The sequence below is a fragment of the Aquamicrobium lusatiense genome, from assembly GCF_014201615.1.
GTDB classification, from domain to species: Bacteria; Pseudomonadota; Alphaproteobacteria; order Rhizobiales; family Rhizobiaceae; genus Mesorhizobium; species Mesorhizobium lusatiense.
Genome location: NZ_JACHEU010000002.1, coordinates 277,747 through 292,843, shown reverse-complemented (window position 1 = coordinate 292,843; position 15,097 = coordinate 277,747). Strand labels below are relative to the sequence as shown.

The 15,097-nt window shown below is 63.0% G+C and carries 17 protein-coding genes; 8 read left to right on the top strand and 9 right to left on the bottom strand.

Features of this window, described 5'->3' with window-relative positions:
* Positions 1-6: 6 nt before the first annotated feature.
* The 3 genes from HNR59_RS20805 to HNR59_RS15435 are packed head-to-tail and all read left to right on the top strand — an operon-like array spanning position 7 to position 2,982.
* Positions 7-1,677, top strand: coding sequence for a nitrite/sulfite reductase (locus tag HNR59_RS20805; RefSeq protein WP_246374738.1), 1,671 nt, complete (start codon positions 7-9; stop codon positions 1,675-1,677).
* 1 nt (position 1,678) lies between these two features.
* Positions 1,679-2,428 (top strand): phosphoadenylyl-sulfate reductase, encoded by a 750-nt coding sequence (locus tag HNR59_RS15440; RefSeq protein WP_425488668.1) that lies wholly within the window; start codon positions 1,679-1,681, stop codon positions 2,426-2,428.
* On the top strand, positions 2,425-2,982 hold the full coding sequence (locus HNR59_RS15435; RefSeq protein WP_183831912.1) for a DUF934 domain-containing protein: 558 nt from the start codon (positions 2,425-2,427) through the stop codon (positions 2,980-2,982). Before HNR59_RS15440 ends, HNR59_RS15435 begins: the two co-directional genes overlap by 4 nt.
* Positions 2,983-3,020: 38 nt before the next feature.
* On the opposite strand, the gene HNR59_RS15430 is transcribed toward HNR59_RS15435, so the two are convergent.
* Positions 3,021-3,233, bottom strand: coding sequence for a hypothetical protein (locus tag HNR59_RS15430; protein ID WP_183831911.1), 213 nt, complete (start codon positions 3,231-3,233; stop codon positions 3,021-3,023).
* Positions 3,234-3,451: 218 nt separating this feature from the next.
* Here HNR59_RS15430 and grpE point away from each other — a divergent pair, with 218 nt between their 5' ends.
* Entirely contained in the window at positions 3,452-4,060 is a 609-nt protein-coding gene (gene grpE, locus HNR59_RS15425; protein WP_183831910.1) for a nucleotide exchange factor GrpE, read from the top strand.
* A 111-nt stretch (positions 4,061-4,171) separates the two neighbouring features.
* The gene (locus tag HNR59_RS15420; protein ID WP_183831909.1) at positions 4,172-4,804 is read left to right on the top strand and encodes a trimeric intracellular cation channel family protein; all 633 of its coding nucleotides are present in this window, start codon (positions 4,172-4,174) and stop codon (positions 4,802-4,804) included.
* 15 nt (positions 4,805-4,819) lie between these two features.
* On the opposite strand, the gene olsB is transcribed toward HNR59_RS15420, so the two are convergent.
* The 5 genes from olsB to HNR59_RS15395 form a co-directional block, all read right to left on the bottom strand.
* A complete protein-coding gene (gene olsB, locus HNR59_RS15415; RefSeq protein WP_343060843.1) occupies positions 4,820-5,713 on the bottom strand; it encodes a l-ornithine N(alpha)-acyltransferase in 894 nt (297 codons plus the stop codon).
* A 122-nt stretch (positions 5,714-5,835) separates the two neighbouring features.
* Positions 5,836-8,109, bottom strand: a complete 2,274-nt coding sequence (locus HNR59_RS15410) for an ATP-binding protein (RefSeq protein ID WP_183831908.1) — start codon at positions 8,107-8,109, stop codon at positions 5,836-5,838.
* An 89-nt stretch (positions 8,110-8,198) separates the two neighbouring features.
* Entirely contained in the window at positions 8,199-8,711 is a 513-nt protein-coding gene (gene lspA / locus HNR59_RS15405) for a signal peptidase II (RefSeq protein ID WP_183831907.1), read from the bottom strand.
* Complete coding sequence (locus HNR59_RS15400; protein WP_183831906.1) at positions 8,708-9,562, bottom strand: TrmH family RNA methyltransferase; 855 nt, start codon at positions 9,560-9,562, stop codon at positions 8,708-8,710. Before HNR59_RS15400 ends, lspA begins: the two co-directional genes overlap by 4 nt.
* Entirely contained in the window at positions 9,559-10,578 is a 1,020-nt protein-coding gene (locus HNR59_RS15395; protein WP_246374736.1) for an RsmD family RNA methyltransferase, read from the bottom strand. Before HNR59_RS15395 ends, HNR59_RS15400 begins: the two co-directional genes overlap by 4 nt.
* 101 nt (positions 10,579-10,679) lie before the next feature.
* On the opposite strand from HNR59_RS15395, the gene HNR59_RS15390 reads away from it, so the two are divergent.
* Positions 10,680-11,669, top strand: coding sequence for an alpha/beta hydrolase (locus tag HNR59_RS15390; protein ID WP_183831904.1), 990 nt, complete (start codon positions 10,680-10,682; stop codon positions 11,667-11,669).
* A 16-nt stretch (positions 11,670-11,685) separates the two neighbouring features.
* Here HNR59_RS15390 and HNR59_RS15385 read toward each other — a convergent pair whose 3' ends face one another.
* The 3 genes from HNR59_RS15385 to sppA all read right to left on the bottom strand — a co-directional run bounded on the left by HNR59_RS15385 (position 11,686) and on the right by sppA (position 13,578).
* Positions 11,686-12,039, bottom strand: a complete 354-nt coding sequence (locus HNR59_RS15385) for a DUF1049 domain-containing protein (RefSeq protein WP_183831903.1) — start codon at positions 12,037-12,039, stop codon at positions 11,686-11,688.
* Between the two features lie 221 nt (positions 12,040-12,260).
* Positions 12,261-12,545 (bottom strand): integration host factor subunit beta, encoded by a 285-nt coding sequence (locus tag HNR59_RS15380; RefSeq protein ID WP_183831902.1) that lies wholly within the window; start codon positions 12,543-12,545, stop codon positions 12,261-12,263.
* Positions 12,546-12,627: 82 nt separating this feature from the next.
* Positions 12,628-13,578 (bottom strand): signal peptide peptidase SppA, encoded by a 951-nt coding sequence (sppA, locus tag HNR59_RS15375; protein ID WP_183831901.1) that lies wholly within the window; start codon positions 13,576-13,578, stop codon positions 12,628-12,630.
* A 258-nt stretch (positions 13,579-13,836) separates the two neighbouring features.
* Between sppA and lptC the strand changes: the two genes are divergently transcribed.
* Together lptC and HNR59_RS15365 are read left to right on the top strand one after the other, a co-directional pair.
* The gene (lptC, locus tag HNR59_RS15370; protein ID WP_183831900.1) at positions 13,837-14,538 is read left to right on the top strand and encodes an LPS export ABC transporter periplasmic protein LptC; all 702 of its coding nucleotides are present in this window, start codon (positions 13,837-13,839) and stop codon (positions 14,536-14,538) included.
* Positions 14,525-15,097, top strand: a complete 573-nt coding sequence (locus HNR59_RS15365) for an LptA/OstA family protein (RefSeq protein WP_183831899.1) — start codon at positions 14,525-14,527, stop codon at positions 15,095-15,097. The genes lptC and HNR59_RS15365 overlap by 14 nt, the downstream gene beginning before the upstream one ends.

Below are 15,097 nucleotides of genomic sequence, written 5' to 3'. Positions count from 1 at the left end.
CCACCGATGTACCGTTATGATGAGTTCGACCACGAATTTGTTCAGGGAAGGGTTGCCCAGTTCGCCGATCAGGTCGAGCGACGGCTTTCAGGCGAGCTGACGGAAGATCAGTTCAAGCCGCTCCGGCTCATGAACGGTGTCTATCTCCAGCTTCACGCCTATATGCTGCGCATCGCCATTCCCTATGGCACGCTGCATCCGCGCCAGTTGCGCATGCTGGCCCATATCGCGCGCACCTACGACAAGGGCTATGGGCACTTCACCACGCGCCAGAACATCCAGTTCAACTGGCCTGCATTGTCGGACGTTCCGGCCATCCTTGCTGATCTGGCGCAGGTCGAGATGCATTGCATCCAGACCAGCGGCAATTGCATACGCAATGTCACGGCCGATCATTTCGCCGGTGCCGCGGCCGACGAGGTTGCCGATCCGCGCCCCTATGCGGAGATCCTGCGCCAGTGGTCGTCGGTGCATCCCGAGTTCTCCTACCTGCCGCGCAAGTTCAAGATCGCGGTGACCGGGGCAGAGCGCGACCGTGCGGCCATCAAGACCCACGACATCGGACTGCACCTGAAGAAGAACGAGGCGGGCGAGCTGGGCTTTGCCGTCTATGTCGGCGGCGGCCTCGGCCGCACGCCCATGGTGGGCAAGAAAATCCGCGATTTCCTGCCGCAGGAACATCTCCTGTCCTATGTGACGGCGATCCTGCGCGTCTACAATCTGAACGGCCGGCGCGACAACAAGTACAAGGCGCGCATCAAGATCCTCGTCCACGAGACCGGAACCGAGGAACTGGCAAGCTGGGTCGAGGCGGAATGGCAGGCGCTGAAGGATGGCGAGCTGAAGCTGCCGGATGCCGATGTGGCCGCGATCAGGGCCTATTTCGCGCCTCCCGAGCTTCCGCCCCGTCCGGAGGGCGACGAGGCGGTGCGTCTGGCCCGGCTCGATTCGCGCCCCTTCTCCGAATGGCTCGGCCAGAACGTGACCACGCACCGCAATCCCGACTATGCGGCCGTGACCATCTCGCTGAAGGGGATAGGCGAAGTTCCGGGCGACGTGACCGACAAGCAGATGGAGGCGGTGGCCGACCTTGCCGAACGCTTCGCCTTCGACGAGGTGCGGGTGACGCATGAGCAGAATCTGGTGCTGCCGCATGTGGCGCGCGCCGATCTGAAGGCCGTCTATGACGCGCTGGTCGAGACCGGGCTTGCCACGGCCAATGCAGGCCTGATCAGCGACATCATCGCCTGCCCCGGCCTAGACTATTGCGCGCTCGCCAATGCGCGCTCCATTCCCGTCGCGCAGCAGATCTCGACGCGGTTTTCGTCGCTGGAGCGTCAGCGCGAGATCGGCGAACTGAAGCTCAAGATCTCGGGCTGCATCAACGCCTGCGGCCATCACCATGTCGGCCATATCGGCATACTGGGCGTGGAGAAGAAGGGCGCGGAGCTTTACCAGATTACGCTGGGTGGCTCTGCCGACGAGAACACCAGCGTCGGCGAGATCATCGGCCGCGGCTTCGGGCCCGACGAGATCGTCGATGCGATCGAAACGCTGGTCGAGACCTATCTGGCGATACGCAGCGCGCCTTCGGAAAAATTCCTCGACGTCTATCGCCGTGTCGGCGCGGCGCCGTTCAAGGAGGCTCTGTACGGGGCCGAAGCAAAGGCTGCCTGAAGTGGACGCTTTCGATGCCGCTGCCCTCGAAGCGCGCCATGGGCAGCTTTCGGCTCTCCGCACCATCGAGCTGGCGGTGGGGAGCCTGTTTTCCGGAGAGGTCGCCGCCGTTTCGTCCTTTGGGGCGGACTCGGCGGTGCTCCTGCACCTGATCGCGCAGGTGGACCGGGATGTGCCGATCGTGTTCCTCGATACGGGCAAGCATTTCGAGGAAACCCTGCGCTACCGCGATGCGCTGGCCGAGGATTTCGGCCTGACCGATATCAGGGTGATCCATCCCGATGCGGCGGTGCTGCAGCGCGTCGATCCGTCGGGCCGCCTGCATGAAAGCGACGTCGAAGCCTGCTGCCATGTGCGCAAGGTGGAAACGATGGCACGGGGGGTGGAGCCGTTCCGGGCCTGGTTCACCGGCCGCAAGCGCCATCAGGCACAGACGCGCGCCGCCCTGCCGGTATTCGAGGCGGTGGGGCCGCGCATACGCATCAACCCTCTGGCAAGCTGGGGGGCGGCCGACCTCGCCGATTACATGCAGGCGCACGAACTGCGCGAAAATCCGCTGGTCGCTTATGGTTATCTGTCCATAGGCTGCTTTCCCTGCACCCGTCCGGTGGAGCAGGGGCAGGATGCGCGCAGCGGGCGCTGGGCAGGGCAGGCCAAGACCGAATGCGGTATCCATCTTGGCGGTCTGGAACAGACCCTCGGCCAAACCAGCCAGTCAGGCCCGGCCATTCAGTCAGGAAAGACAACATGAGTGAGCAAGCGACGGGGAGCGAACACAAGGCAACCCCCGAAATTCGTCTGTGGACTCCGCAGGGTTTCCGGGACGATGAGTGGATACACGCCGAGACTGCCGAGGCCCTTGCCGGCAACAGCCGCGTGATTCTGCCGCTGCAGGCCTTTCTCGATCTCGATCCGCAGGAGCGCGCGCTCAACCACGAGCGTCTGGGGGTGATCCTGCAACCGGGAGAACAGCTCGACGCGATTGCCGGCCTTCTCGATGCGCTGTCGCTGGTGGCGCTGGCCTTCCCGGCCTACAGCGACGGGCGCAGCTACTCCAAGGCGGAACTGCTGCGCAGCCGGCACGGGTTTACGGGCAGGGTGCGCGCGGTGGGCGATGTGCTCGTCGACCAGCTTCCGCATATGCTGCGCGTCGGCTTCGACGAGTTCGAGATTTCGAACCGGGTTCTGCTGGAACGGCTTGAAAAAGGCGAGATTGGCGGGTTGTCGGTCCACTCCCAGCCGGCAGCGACATCGGGCGCTGCCGCTGCGGGCACCTATTCATGGCGCCGGAGGGCGGTGCAGTAACCTGCCACGCAGGCCACGGTGTGAAGCGCGGGGCGGGGTCATCGCTCCGGAGCTTCTTCGTGCTGTGCTTCCATAGCCTCCAGTCGGCAGATGAGCGCCTGCAACTGTTCCGGTATGTCTCTGGCGACCTTGAAGGCGGGCAGGGAGCGCAACAATCCACGCGTGTTGTGGCTGCGGACCTGACGGCGTATGGTTTTCGCCAGGTTCTGCCGCACCGTTTCCTGTGGCCGTTCTTTGCCTGTTCGGGTCATCGCTTCAAAATCCTTTCGGTTTCGAAACTCCCTGTATCCGTCTAAGGTTCCCCCTTTGCCGGGGTGTTGGGACACAGCTCAGCGCAACAAGGTAAAATTTGAATTAAATACGTTTGTTGGCGGGGAAGGCATCCGGCGCGCCGGGGGCCTTGATTTTTGAGTGTCGAACCTCGATATCGGACCCAACTTCGAAACTTCGAAAAGAATGGGAATACGCCATGACTGACCAGGCCAAAGACGAGCGCACGCCCGACGAAACCGAGGCCGCAGAAGCTTTTGCCGAGCAGACGGTGGAGGGTGCCGAAGGTGATTACGAGGCACTTGTCCGTCTGATGAAGGAAAACGAGGAGCTGAAGGATCGGGCTCTTCGCGCCGCCGCCGAGGTGGAGAACATGCGCCGCCGTGCTGCCCGTGACGTGCAGGACGCGCGCTCCTACTCCATAGCCAACTTCGCCCGCGACATGCTGACGGTTGCAGACGACCTGCAACGTGCGCTGGAAGCCATCCCGGCAGAAGCCAAGGCATCCGACGATGCGGGTTTCAAGGCGCTGATCGAGGGCGTTGAGATTACCGCGCGGGGTCTGATCGGCGCGCTGGAACGGCATGGCGTGAAAAAGCTTTCGCCGGAAGGCGAGCGGTTCGATCCGAATTTCCACGAGGCGCTGTTCGAGATTCCGAATCCGCAGGTTGTCGCAGGCACCGTTCTGCAGGTCGTGCAGCCGGGATATTCGATTGGCGAGCGGGTTCTGCGCCCGGCCAAGGTCGGCGTCTCGAAGGATGGACCGAAGCAGGCCAATGGTTCTGCCGGCGAAGGAAATCAGGGCTGATAGCCTTTGGTCCCGCAGCATTGCGGGACCGTTGCCCTTCAGGGGCTTCCACAGCCGGGAGCGGCTGCTACTGTAGCGCAGTCACCTGCCACCGGGGATGAACGCCCTGCCATGAACCTCGTCACCATCCTCGATTATTCCGGCGTTGCCGTTTTTGCGGCAACGGGCGCGCTTTCGGCTTCACGCAAGCAGATGGACATCATCAGCTTCATGTTTCTGGCCGGGGTAACGGGAGTTGGCGGTGGAACCTTCCGCGATCTCGTTCTCGACGTGCCGGTCTTCTGGATCGCCAACCACGACTATATTCTGGTGTGCGCGGCAGTTGCTGTGCTGGTGTTCTTCACGGCGCACCGGGTTGAATCGCGCTACAAGCTCCTGCTGTGGCTGGATGCCATCGGCCTTGCCGCATTTGCGGTGATGGGGGCGGCAAAGGGGCTCGCGGTTACCGGCTCGCCGGTCGTGGCCATCATCATGGGCATGTTGACGGCCACTTTCGGCGGCATCCTGCGCGACGTTCTGGCGGGGGAGCAGTCGGTGCTGCTGCGCCCCGAAGTCTATGTGTCGGCAGCACTCATGGGCGCCGGCGTCTATACGCTGGGCGATCTCGCGGGCTTTGCGCCTCTCATCTGCCAGCTCGGCGGCTTCATCGCCGCCTTTGCAGTGCGTGGCGGCGCGATCCGTTTCGGCTGGCACATTCCGGCCTACAAGAGCCGCCCCGGCCGGAAGCCCGAGGATATTCCCTGAACGGAACGCTGATCTTCAGGCGGCGTAACTCTGGCCGTCGCCGCCGTAATAGCTGATGTAGCGAGCGGCGATTTCCTTGACCGGCATGACGATGAACACATCGACGGTCGAAAAATCGCGGTCGATGACGCAGCCGTCGCCGATACGCGCGCCGATGCGCAGATAGCCTTTCACCAGGGGCGGCATGGCGGTGATTGCCGCCTTGGGATTAACCTCTTCGACCGGCATCATGGCCATCGGATGATAGCGGCGGCCGACGGCCCGCACATCCCAGTCTGCACTGGTGCGGCAATGATGGGCCATATAGGTCAGCGCCTCGGCATGGGCCGCGGGATCGATGCCGGGGAAGGAAGCGCAGCCCACCATGACGTCAATGCCGTAGTGATTGAGATAGGCCCAGATACCCTGCCACAGGGCCTCGATGGTGCGTTTCGACCTGTATTGCGGCAGCACGCAGGAGCGGCCAAGCTCGAGGAAACGCAGATCGGGGTGGCGGGCGACCAGCCTGCGCAGCTCGAATTCGTCTTCCGAATAGAAGCCGCCCGCTGCCGTCGCCATTTCCTGCCGCAAGAGGCGGTAAGTCCCGACGATGCGCCTGTGCTCGGGGCCGGTCAGGCTGTTGTCCAGAACCAGAAGATGGTCGCAAAGCGGATCGAAGCGGTCCGAATCGCGCCTGTCGATCTGGTCCAGGCTGCTGCGGGCGCCCAGCTCGTCATAGAAGATGCGGTAGCGGATTTCCTGTGCGGCCTCGATCTCGGCCTCGTTGCGGGCCAGCCGCACTTCCAGAGTGCCTATACGGCCCAGAGGGCCGATCGGGCCTGCGAGTGACGGGGCCTGCGGCCCGGTGGCCGGTCCGGTAACGAGCGTGGAGCCCAACCTGGTGTGACCTTGCGGCATCGCTGTCTGCACGGGCGATTCTCCTTCGAGCCATCCCTCGTGGCGCGGGGATACGATTGTGGTGCAACAGGATTGTGACACTAACGTGATATGGCGTGATCGGCAACAAAGCAGGACCTGTGCCGCACCAATGTTCATGTGGACATCAGGTCCTGAACGGCGGCAAGCAGATCACGCGGATCGAGCGGCTTTGTCAGGAAGGCGGTGGCGCCATGGGCGAGCACGGCATGGCGTGTCTTTTCCTGATTGTCAGCCGAAAGCACCAGAATCGGGACCGTGGGCATCCCATGCAGCTTCTCATGCCGCCTGATGTGGGCGATGGCATCCATGCCGTCCATCACCGGCATGTGCAGGTCCATGAGGACGACGTCATGGCGTCCCGCGCCGGTGTCGGTCGCGGTGAGCCTGTCCACTGCCTCCTTGCCGGTCGTGACCATCTCGAGGCGATGGCCGGCACTGCCGAGTGCGGCGCGAACCAGCAGGGCGTTGATTTCGTTGTCTTCGGCAATCAGGACGGAAAGGACGCCGGATTTGTTTTCCTGTGCCGGATGCGTACGCGTTCCGGGCTCCTGCAGGTGCTGTTCACCTGCGCTGTCGTAACTGCCGCCGGCAAGCACCTTCAGCAGTGTTGCGCCCCGCACGGGACGGGCGAGGAAACCACCATATCCGCCGGCCAGATATTCGCAGAGCCGGCCACGGTCGTTCGGCGCCATCAGGATGATGGCGCGGCTGGAGGCGAAAACATCGTCGCGCAGCGCCTGAACGGCGCGTCTGTCGCTGCCTTCCAGCGTGGCGTCCACCATCAGCGTGTCGCAGCCCTTGGCCAGCTTTCGTGCGGTTTCGGGGTTTTCGGCAATTTCGGCGGAGCCGCCGAAGGCGCGGATCGTCCGCGCGATCACATCCGCCTCGACCCTGTTGTCGGAGAGGATCACGACATTGCGGCCTGCCAGCGCATCCTGCCGTGGGTGCGGCGGAGCGGTCGCCTCATGCGCCGGCAGTTCGAAAATGAACTCCGTTCCCTCGCCGGGCGTGCTGGACACGGAGATCGTGCCGCCCATCGCCGTCACCAGCCGTCTGGAAATCGCAAGGCCGAGCCCTGCGCCACCATGCCGGCGCGTCGAGGTTCCGTCGGCCTGCTCGAATTCGAGGAATATGCGTTCGAGATCGTCTTGCCGCAGCCCCGTGCCGGTATCGCTCACGGCGAAGCGGATGCGATTGCCGCTGCGGGTGATGACAAGCGCCACGCCGCCGCTTTCGGTGAACTTGATCGCATTGCCGAGAAGGTTGAGCAGCACCTGCCGCACCCGTCCCGGATCGGCGGTGATCATCTGCGGGACATCGGGCGCGACATGGCAGCCGAGACCGATACCCTTGCCATGGGCGCGGTCGGCCAGAAGCTCGACGACATTGTCGGCCAGCTCGCGCAGCGAAACCGGCTGCGGCTCGGGATCGAACCGGCCGGCCTCGATCTTGGAATAATCCAGAAGATCGTCGATCAGCGCCAGCAGTGCGCTGGCCGAGGTGGACACGGCGTTGACATAGGTGTGCTGCTCGGGTGACAGGCTGGTATCCGATAACAGCCGCGCCATGCCCATGATGCCGTTCATCGGCGTGCGGATCTCATGGCTGACGGTGGCCAGGAAGCGGGACTTCGCCTGATTGGCGAATTCCGCCCGCTCGCGCGCCGCGATGAGCGAGGTTTCAGCCTGCTTGCGGGCGGTGATTTCGCGGGCGATGGCGTGATGCGAAACGGCGCCGGTATCCTTCTCGCGCACCGAAAGCTCGACCCATGAGAACCAGCGCTGGCCCTGCGGCGTGGTCATGCAGGCATCCGTCGAGCGCAGGCATTCATTGTCGGTGAATGCAGCCTCCGGCGTAACAGTGAACTCCATGCCGATATCGGCAAGCGTCATGCCGCGCAGATCGTGCATCTCCCTGCCGACAAGTCCGGTGAAGACCCGATTGGCGTAGACGATCCTGCCGTGCCGGTCGCGGTGCACGACGATGTCGCCGAGCGCGTCGATGAGGCCGTGGAAGCGCTCTTCGCTTTCCTGCATCTCCCACATTTGGTCGGAGAGTGTTTCCAGTCGGGTGCGAGCCTGAGCGGTCTCCCTGTCCAGTTGCTGCCGGGTGCGGCGTTCCTTCGACAGGATCAGCTCATGCAGCAGAATGCCAACAAAGCCGGTGGCAAGCATGGCAAGACTGAGGAAAGCGGGCGCGCCGGTGAGGTGGGCAAGTCCGGCGAACAGGAGAACGAACAGCCAGCTTGCGACGGGCAGGTTGCGGGAAACGGGCGTGGCGGAGAGATCGGTTCCGAGCGCTTCGGGCGACAGCGGCGGGGGAACGACACGAAGGCGGTGGCCGCCCGTTTCGTGCGCCTCGTCCCCTCCTGTCCGGTTGTGGTCCATCTCCGCCGTCATACACAAAACAATGACAGGCAGAGCTTAGGGAAGGCTTCGGCAAACCCGCGCAATTTTACCGATTGCGCGGGTTTTGATCAGTCGTCGTGCGATCTGACCTCGTAGCGCCAGCCGATGAACTCCTCCACCACCACCAGAAAAGCGCCGACGCTGATGAAGACATCCGCCAGATTGAACACGGCGAAGGACCAGTGCGGCGTGTGGAAGAGGATGTAGTCCACGACATGGCCGTAGATGGCGCGGTCGATGACGTTGCCCATCGCACCGCCGAGGATGAGCGCAAATCCAAGCCGGGCGAAGAGCTGGCGCGGCGTGCTGCGCAGCGCCAGATAGACGATGAAGGCCGATACGACGAGCGAGATGACGATCAGCCCGGTGTCGCCGAAGGAAGACAGCATCGAGAAGGCGATGCCGGTGTTGTAGGTGCGAAACAGCGCCAGAAACGGCAGGAGGTCGATCTTCTCCTGAAAGGGAAGTCCGCTTTCGACCGCGTATTTGATCCACTGGTCGAGCACGATGGCGACGATGGCGAGGATCGCATAGAGGCCAAGACCCTTGCCGGCGGCAGATGGGGCAGGGGTGGAACTCATGGGGCGGGCGCCTCCAGCGAGAGTGCCCCGCGGCGGATCTCGAACAGCATCACGCCGGTTGCCACTGCGAGGTTGAGCGAATCGGCGCGGCCGGCCTGCGGAATGCGCAACAAGCGGTCGCAGTTTTGCGCCAGATCGTCAGGCAGGCCCTGCTGCTCGTTGCCCATCATAAGCAGCACCGGCTTGTCCGAGAAGTCGACCGAGCGATAATCGACCGCGCCTTTCAGATGCGTGCCGGCGACGAGGCCCGGAAAGCCCTTGCGCCAGGCAAGGAAGGCTTCCACACTGGTTTTCGCGACTGGAACGGCGAAGATCGAGCCCATGGTGGCGCGCACCGTTTCCAGCGAGAATGGATCGGTGGTGTCGCCGACGAGGATGACGCCTTTGGCGCCGACCGCATCAACGGTGCGGATGACGGTGCCGAGATTGCCCGGATCGCGCACCCGGTCGAGCGCCACCCAGACATCGCCCCTGGCTGGCCGAATGTCTTTCAGCGGAACCAGACGCTGCGTGAACACGCCGACCACCATCTGCGGATTGTCGCGGCGGGTGATGGAGGACAGCACTTTCTCCGAGACTTCCAGCACGTCGCCGCCAGCGGCCACGGTGCGGGCGGCGACCTTTTCGACCGCCGCATTGCCGCGTCCGGCCTTGGCGAAGATCAGCGTGCGGATTTCCCAGCCGAGATCGAGCGCGTCGATGACCAGCTTCAGCCCCTCGGCCATGAAGGCATTGTTCTGGTCGCGGAATTTCTTCAGAGCCAGCGCCTTGATGTCCTTGACCAGCGGATTGGACAGGCTGGTGACTTCCTTGACCCGTCCGACCGGACGGCGTTTTTCATGTTCGCTCATCTGGCGACCCATCTGGAAAAGAGCGAGGTGGAAAGCGCGCGGCCGGCCGATTTCTCGCGGATGATCAGTTCTCCGGATTCCACGGCGCCGCCCATGCCGGCGAAGGTGTCGCGCATCAGCGCATGGATGGCGAAGAAGGAGGCGCGGATCGAATAGGCGGTGAGCACGACGGCCAGCGGCTTCGGCGTCAGGATCGAGCGGCAGATGTCGGCAAGTGCGGGCAGATGCTCGAACAGTTGCCACACTTCGCCCTTGGGTCCGCGCCCATAGGCGGGCGGATCGAACAGGATGATGTCGTAGCGGCTGCCGCGGCGCTCCTCGCGCTCGGCGAATTTCATCGCGTCCTCGACGATCCAGCGGATCGGCTTGTTGGTTAGCCGCGCCACTTCCTGATTTTCGCGGGCCCAGCCGATCGCCTTCTTCGAGGCGTCGACATGGGTGACCTCCGCCCCGGCGCGGGCGGCGACCAGCGAGGCAAGGCCGGTATAGCCGAACAGGTTGAGCACCTTCACCGGCCGCCGGGCATTTTCGATGAGGGCGGCCATATGGTCCCAGTGGGAGCCCTGTTCGGGAAAGACGCCGACATGGCGAAACGAGGTGAAGCGGCCGAGATAATCGATGCCGTCATGCTTCATCGGCCATGTTTCGCCGAGCGGATTGCGGGGAAACTGCCAGCGGCCCATACCTTCCTCATCGGTGTTGCCGGTGAAAATGGCGTCGGCGCGGCCCCATTCCCTGTCGGGCAGGGCAGGGCGCCAGATCGCCTGTCCCTCCGGGCGCACGATGCGATAGGGGCCGTATTGCTCCAGCTTGCGCCCGTCGCCGCTGTCGAGCAGTGCGTAGTCGTCGCTGGGCGCGACCTCGAGGATCAGCGGCAGCCTTTCGGCCGGCAGCGGGCCTTCGCGGCGCACAAGCTGGCGCTTCGGCTGGTGCTGCGGCTCGCGTTCCTGCTCGGGACGGGCGTCTCGCTCCGGTCGCGGCCTTGCCTCATGGCTCCTGTTGCGCGTGGCTTTCAAGCGAATGCTCCGGTGGAAATATGCCTGCGCTTCTGCCATAGCGGCAGACGGGTCGCAACATGGCCCGCACCCATTGTGAGGGCAAGATGCAGGCAACCGGCATGAAAAGGGCTGCTCTGGCGGCCGCCACGCTCCTCTGTTCCTGCGTCGTTTCGCCATCGCTTGCCGATGCAGTGGCCGCGCGGCTGGCCGAAACGGTTGTCGAGGCGCAGGTGGAGGAAGGCGTCCTGAAGGGGTACATGCTCCTTCCCGGCGACCGGTCAGGACAGCCGGTGGCCGTCATCATCCCGGGCTCCGGTCCAACCGACCATGACGGCAATAATCCGCTCGGCATCAAGGCGGGCTATCTGAAGATGCTGGCAGAGGAACTGGCCGAAAAGGAAATTGGTTCGATCCGCATCGACAAGCGTGGCATGTTCGCAAGCACCACCGGTTTTCCCGACGCCAATGACGTGCGCATGACGGACTATGCGGGAGACGCCATTGCCTGGCTGAAGGTCGCGCGCGAGAAGGCGGGAACGGACTGCGCCTGGCTGGTGGGCCACAGCGAGGGCGGTCTGGTCGCCCTGATCGCCGCGCAGATGGCGGGGCCGGACCTGTGCGGCGTGGTGCTCGTCTCCGCGCCCGGCCGTCCGCTGGGCGAGATCCTGCGGGAGCAATTTACGGGGAACCCTGCCAACCGGCCTGTCCTGCCCCAGCTTCTGGAGGCGACCAGAACGCTGGAACGCGGCGAGAAGGTCGATGTCGCCAGCCTTCCCGGGATCGTGCGGCCGCTGTTTCCGGAAAGCATTCAGGGCTTTCTCATCGATCTGCTGAGCTACAAACCGGCAGAACTGATTGCAAAGCTGAGGGTGCCGGTGCTGATCGTGCAGGGCGACAATGATCTTCAGGTGAGGGTGGTTGATGCAAAAAACCTGTCACAGGCCCAGCCGTCGGCGCAGCTGAAGATTTTCCCCGGTATGAATCACGTACTGAAAGAGACGCCGAAGGATAATCTCATCGCCAATTTTGCCGCCTATGGCGATGCCGAAATGCCTCTGGCTGCGGGCTTGTCCGATGAAATAGCCGGGTTCATCGCCGGCAGGCGCTGAACCGTTCCGTGTCGACTCAGGCGCTCGGGTGCGGTAGCGCCGGATTGCGAGGGGCCGGATTGTTCGGGTTCGCGGCAGCCGGACGCGCGCCTGCTGCCTGCTTCAGGCTTTCGGCCTCGATCGCGCGCTGGCGGGCCAGCTTGCGGTAGCGCCCCTGCCGGAACCATGTGGCCAGGCTTCCGATCAGCATGCCGAGCGCCAGTGCGGCGAACAGGAACACGAAGAAGGGCAGCGTGTAGGTCAGCGCCGGATTGCCGGGGTTGAACGGATCGACGGTGAACGCAACCGGAGCGCGGTTCGCCACCGCCAGCGCGATCAGAATGATGGCCAGCGGCACGAAGACGAGAACGAGAGCGAAGCGATTGAACATTGGAAATTCCTGACGCCTGGAGCATTTTGCAGTCAGCGAAGTCGTCTGACGTCGCATAAATGCGGCTCAAACAAAGAGATAGAGCAGCGGCCCGGATTTATCCGGACGTCAGTCGCTCTAAAGCGTGTCGCGATCTCTCAGAGTTGCCGCTTACGCTTTAAGTTCCTGTTTTTACGCATGTCGTTGTCCCGAAGGCGGTTCCCGCTTTCGGGCGACAGGCTTTAGTCCTCCGCGTTCAGCCTTTCACGCAGTTCCTTGCCGGTCTTGAAGAAGGGAACCCACTTCTCCTCGACCTCGACCGCTTCGCCCGTGCGCGGGTTGCGTCCGGTGCGGGCGGGGCGGTTCTTCACCGAGAAGGCGCCGAAGCCGCGCAACTCCACGCGGTTGCCCTCCGCCAGCGCATCGGTGATCTCATCAAACACCGCGCTGACGATGTTTTCGACATCGCGCAGGAAAAGATGCGGGTTGCGAGAGGCAATGATTTGCACGAGTTCAGACTTGATCATGCGGGCAATCCCCTTGCGGACAACATGCGGTCGAAATTATGCAGATGATTTCATTCGCTTTTTTCATTTGAAAGCGGGACTGTCAAGGGTGCCAGACCGACACCAGCCCGTCAAGGAACAGCCGCTCCATGCCAAGCTCCCTGACCACGTCGCCGCTTTGCTCGGGCAGACCCAGAGCGCGCGCGATGTTGCGTACCAGCGATTGCGACAAAAGAAGGCTTGCGGTTCCCTCCTTAGGCTTCCACTCGATAACCCTGAGATCGGGCGCAACGCCCTTGCTTTCCAGCCACGCCACGGCTTCTTCCTCTCCCCCGAGAGCGTCGACGAGCTTGTTCTGCAAGCCCTGCCGGCCGGTGAAGATCGATCCGTCGGCGAGCGCAAGCGCCTGCTCGCGGGTCATCGACCGGCGGTTGGCGACGATGTCGACGAACCAGTCGTAGCTGTCCATGATCAGGCGGCGCACCATGGCGCGCTCTTCCTCGTTGGTCGGCTTGAAGGGCGAGGGCGAGGCCTTGAGCGGCGAGGATTTCACCTCTTCCAGCTTGATGCCGATCTTGTCCATCAGGCCGGTGACGTCCGGATACTGGATCAGCACGCCGATCGAGCCGACGATCGAGGACTGGCGGGCCACGATATGATCCGTGGCGCTGGCGATCATGTAGCCGGCGGAGGCCGCCAGCGTGCCGACTTCCGCGACCACCGGCTTTTCAGCGGCGATCTTGCGCACGGCCTCGTAAATGGATTCCCCGCCGGTCGTGGTGCCGCCGGGCGAGTCGATCTGGACGATGACGCCGGCGACGCGCGGCGATTTGCGAATCTTCTCCAGCCGTTCGAGCAGCTTGTCGTCCTGGGTGATGGTGCCCGTGATCCGGACCTTGGCGATATGGGAGCCTGAGCCGGTGCCATCGCCGCCAAACCAGGCTGCGATGCCGCCTATGGCAAGCAGGATGACGATGATTGTCAGTGCGCGCCAGAATGTCAGCTTGCGCCGAAGTCTGCGCCGGTCGATCAGGTCATCGGCTCTCTGTGCCATGCTCAGCCTCTTGGATGGGATATGGGCAGTGCCTATCTAGATCATCGTGCCGCCGGCGACCACCACTTTTGCCCGTTTTGCGCCGTAAAGGAGGTCTTGCGGGCCATTTGCGCCATCGTGTATCCTTAGACTGGTCATATTTTTACGGTTTTGATCCGTCCGGACTTGTTTGAAACGTTCCGCCTCCCGAATTACTGGGCATAAGGCGTGAGCTTCCTTTTGTAGAAAGTAGTTGTTTTGTCACCAGTGACAGATCCGATGGGCATGGAAGACAGACTGCCGCGGCCCGCGCTTGCCCAGGCGGGCGACGGCCAGCGCGAAGCAGCCTTCGACCGCGCCCAGCAGCATTCGCGCCGGGTGCGCAGGCTTAAATTCGTGGTTCCGGCGATCGCCATTGCCATGGCCGTCGCCTTTCCGCTTTATTCTTATATGGTTGCTCCCGACGAGGTGCCGGTCACGACCGAGAGCAGCGCTTTTTCCGATGGCAAGCTGGTGATGTCCAATCCGAAGCTGGAAGGCTTCACCAAGGCGCTTCTGCCTTACGCGATGACGGCGGTTCGGGCCGTGCAGGATACCGCCAAAGAAGGCGTGATCGAGCTGGAGGGCATCAGCGCCCGGCTGCCGCTGAATGCGGAGACCACCGCGAAGGTGGATGCGTTAAACGGTTCTTATGATCGTTCGGGCAATACGCTGCAGCTGGACAACGAAATTACGGTCACGACCACCGACGGAATGGTTGCAAAGCTGAAATCGGCCTTTCTCGACATGGACAAAGGCAATATGAAGACGGAGCAACCCGTCGAAATCAGCCGGGCCGGATCGCGTATCACTTCCGACACGATGTCGGTGGAAGATGGCGGCAAGGTCATGATATTCGAGAAGCGGGTTCGCGTGAGCATCGACCCCGCCGCCCGGAAGGCGGATCAGAAAAAGAGCGGAGACACCAATGCTACGCAGTGATTCGATGAGGCTTGCAGCGCTTGCATCTGCCTTGTCCCTTGTCGTGGCGGGCTCCGCCTTTGCCCAGTCGGGCGGCACCGGCACCATGTCGGGCCTGAAGCTGGCGGGTGATCAGCCAATCGAGATCGAAAGCGACAAGCTGGAAGTGCGTGAGAACGAAAGTCTCGCCATTTTCACCGGCAATGTGCAGGTTATTCAGGGGCCGACCCTGCTCAAGGCCGGTTCCATGGATGTTTATTACGTCAACGACAAGGGCGGTAATGCCGACGCTGCTGCGGGCTCCGCCACCACCGGCACGGCCAACATCGACCGGCTTGAGGTCAGGGACAAGGTTTACATCAAGTCCGACACGCAGGTCGCCACGGGCGATCGCGGCACCTTCGACATGAAGACCGAGGTTCTGGTTCTGTCGGGCGACAAGGTGGTCCTGTCTGACGGCGACAATGTTCTTACCGGCTGCAAGCTGACCGTGCAGATGAAAACCGGCCTCGCTCAGGTGGAGGCCTGCGGCAAGAGGGTCATGATGTCGATCTCTCCGGGTTCGCAGAAGAAACCGTAG

Coding starts and splice junctions, on each gene's coding strand:
- HNR59_RS15380 (WP_183831902.1), bottom strand. CDS start 12,545: ATGATCAAGTCTGAACTCGTGCAAATCATTGCCTCTCGCAACCCGCAT.
- HNR59_RS15420 (WP_183831909.1), top strand. CDS start 4,172: ATGAACCTCGTCACCATCCTCGATTATTCCGGCGTTGCCGTTTTTGCG.
- HNR59_RS15410 (WP_183831908.1), bottom strand. CDS start 8,109: ATGGACCACAACCGGACAGGAGGGGACGAGGCGCACGAAACGGGCGGC.
- HNR59_RS15435 (WP_183831912.1), top strand. CDS start 2,425: ATGAGTGAGCAAGCGACGGGGAGCGAACACAAGGCAACCCCCGAAATT.
- HNR59_RS15400 (WP_183831906.1), bottom strand. CDS start 9,562: ATGAGCGAACATGAAAAACGCCGTCCGGTCGGACGGGTCAAGGAAGTC.
- HNR59_RS20805 (WP_246374738.1), top strand. CDS start 7: ATGTACCGTTATGATGAGTTCGACCACGAATTTGTTCAGGGAAGGGTT.
- HNR59_RS15365 (WP_183831899.1), top strand. CDS start 14,525: ATGCTACGCAGTGATTCGATGAGGCTTGCAGCGCTTGCATCTGCCTTG.
- grpE (WP_183831910.1), top strand. CDS start 3,452: ATGACTGACCAGGCCAAAGACGAGCGCACGCCCGACGAAACCGAGGCC.
- lspA (WP_183831907.1), bottom strand. CDS start 8,711: ATGAGTTCCACCCCTGCCCCATCTGCCGCCGGCAAGGGTCTTGGCCTC.
- HNR59_RS15430 (WP_183831911.1), bottom strand. CDS start 3,233: ATGACCCGAACAGGCAAAGAACGGCCACAGGAAACGGTGCGGCAGAAC.
- HNR59_RS15385 (WP_183831903.1), bottom strand. CDS start 12,039: ATGTTCAATCGCTTCGCTCTCGTTCTCGTCTTCGTGCCGCTGGCCATC.
- sppA (WP_183831901.1), bottom strand. CDS start 13,578: ATGGCACAGAGAGCCGATGACCTGATCGACCGGCGCAGACTTCGGCGC.
- lptC (WP_183831900.1), top strand. CDS start 13,837: ATGGGCATGGAAGACAGACTGCCGCGGCCCGCGCTTGCCCAGGCGGGC.
- HNR59_RS15390 (WP_183831904.1), top strand. CDS start 10,680: ATGAAAAGGGCTGCTCTGGCGGCCGCCACGCTCCTCTGTTCCTGCGTC.